Genomic DNA, 1,654 nt, shown 5'->3' with positions numbered 1-1,654 from the left:
TGGTTTCATCTACATTAGAACACTCATCGCCATTCTCGTCATTAAAGACTCCTGTTTTCACAATTGCAATGGCAGGATCTTGACAAAGCTCGATTATCGTTGGATCATCGTTGTCGATATCTGTACCCGAAAGATCTGTTACTGTACTTTGATCTGGTGCAGTAGCTGTAGTTGTTGCTTGGTTTTCAACTTCGCCAGCATCAATATCATCTTGTGTGATAACGTAGCTCGCTTCGTAAATCCAAGTTTCTGTTACATCTAACTCCCCGTCACCATCAGTGTCTCCACTTAATGGACCTGCTATTGGACCTCCTAATAATGGATCGTCAACAATAACGTTACTCAAGCTTACATTTCCTTCGTTGGTTACAGTGAAAGTGTATGTGATTGTTTCATCTACATTAGAGCACTCATCGCCATTCTCGTCATTAAAGACTCCTGTTTTCACGATTGCAATGGCAGGATCTTGACAAAGTTCGATTATCGTTGGATCATCGTTGTCGATATCAGTACCTGAAAGATCTGTTACTGTACTTTGGTCTGGTGCAGTAGCTGTAGTTGTTGCTTGGTTTTCAACTTCGCCAGCATCAATATCATCTTGTGTGATAACGTAGCTTGCTTCGTAAATCCAAGTTTCAGTTACATCTAACTCACCGTCGCCATCAGTGTCTCCACTTAATGGACCTGCTATTGGACCTCCTAATAATGGATCGTCAACAATTACATTCGATAGGCTTACATTTCCTTCGTTAGTTACAGTGAAAGTGTATGTGATGGTTTCATCTACATTAGANTGGTCTGGAGCTGTACCCACCGTTGTTGCTTGGTTAACGACTTCACCAGCATCAATGTCATCTTGTGTGATAACGTAGCTTGCTTCGTAAATCCAAGTTTCTGTTACATCTAACTCGCCGTCGCCATCAGTGTCTCCACTTAATGGACCTGCTATTGGACCTCCTAATAATGGATCGTCAACAATTACATTCGATAGGCTTACATTTCCTTCGTTGGTTACTGTGAAGGTGTATGTGATGGTTTCATCTACATTAGAACACTCATCGCCATTCTCGTCATTAAAGACTCCTGTTTTCACAATTGCAATGGCAGGATCTTGACAAAGCTCGATTATCGTTGGATCATCGTTGTCGATATCTGTACCCGAAAGATCTGTTACTGTACTTTGNTCATCTTGTGTGATAACGTAGCTTGCTTCGTAAATCCAAGTTTCAGTTACATCTAACTCACCGTCGCCATCAGTGTCTCCACTTAATGGACCTGCTATTGGACCTCCTAATAATGGATCGTCAACAATTACATTCGATAGGCTTACATTTCCTTCGTTAGTTACAGTGAAAGTGTATGTGATGGTTTCATCTACATTAGAGCACTCATCGCCATTCTCGTCATTAAAGACTCCTGTTTTCACAATTGCAATGGCAGGGTCTTGACAAAGTTCGATTATCGTTGGATCATCGTTGTCGATATCAGTACCCGAAAGATCTGTTACTGTACTTTGGTCTGGAGCTGTACCCACCGTTGTTGCTTGGTTAACGACTTCACCAGCATCAATGTCATCTTGTGTGATAACGTAGCTTGCTTCGTAAATCCAAGTTTCTGTTACATCTAACTCGCCGTCGCCATCAGTGTCTCCACT

The 1,654-nt window shown here is 41.8% G+C and carries 1 protein-coding gene; it reads right to left on the bottom strand.

Going from position 1 to position 1,654, the window contains the following annotated elements; translation table 11 throughout:
* A partial coding sequence (locus QPK98_RS15580) for a DUF7507 domain-containing protein (RefSeq protein WP_435373109.1) occupies positions 1–1,585 on the bottom strand: 1,585 nt, incomplete at its 3' end.
* Positions 1,586–1,654: the final 69 nt, after the last annotated feature.

The organism is Aequorivita marina (genome assembly GCF_031631895.2).
GTDB classification, from domain to species: domain Bacteria; phylum Bacteroidota; class Bacteroidia; order Flavobacteriales; family Flavobacteriaceae; genus Aequorivita; species Aequorivita marina.
This window is presented reverse-complemented; position numbering and strand designations above follow the sequence as displayed.